Annotated in this window: 1 pseudogene; it reads left to right on the forward strand. The window is 60.7% G+C overall.

The features are described from left to right. Nucleotides 1–364: pseudogene (locus MUW49_RS19620) on the forward strand (IS21 family transposase); the annotation flags it as partial.

Raw genomic sequence — 364 nt, forward strand, 5'->3', positions numbered from 1 at the left:
CTGCTTCAGGTCTATCACCAGCAACAGCTGGTCGCGAGCCATCCACGTAAAACCATCCCGGGGATGAGCACGCTCCCTGAGCACATGCCGGAACGTCACAGCAAGCAGCAACGCTGGACCCCAGGGCGTCTTAAACAGTGGGCTGCTGACATCGGACCGAGCACCTTGTGCTGGGTTAGCGAACGGTTGGAAGAGAAAGCCCATGCCGAGCAGGCATACCGACTCTGCCTGGGGCTGCTGAGTCTTAGCCGGGAGTATCCGCCATCACGGGTTGAAGCCTGTTGCCAGTTGGCCAACCGGGAAGGTCTGGTGCGACTCAAACAGCTCAAGTCGGTGCTGACCAGTGGCCGCGACCAACTGCCCG

Origin of the sequence: Aeromonas sp. LsrichE-8G (assembly GCF_022869435.1) — a bacterium.
GTDB lineage: Bacteria > Pseudomonadota > Gammaproteobacteria > Enterobacterales > Aeromonadaceae > Aeromonas > Aeromonas caviae.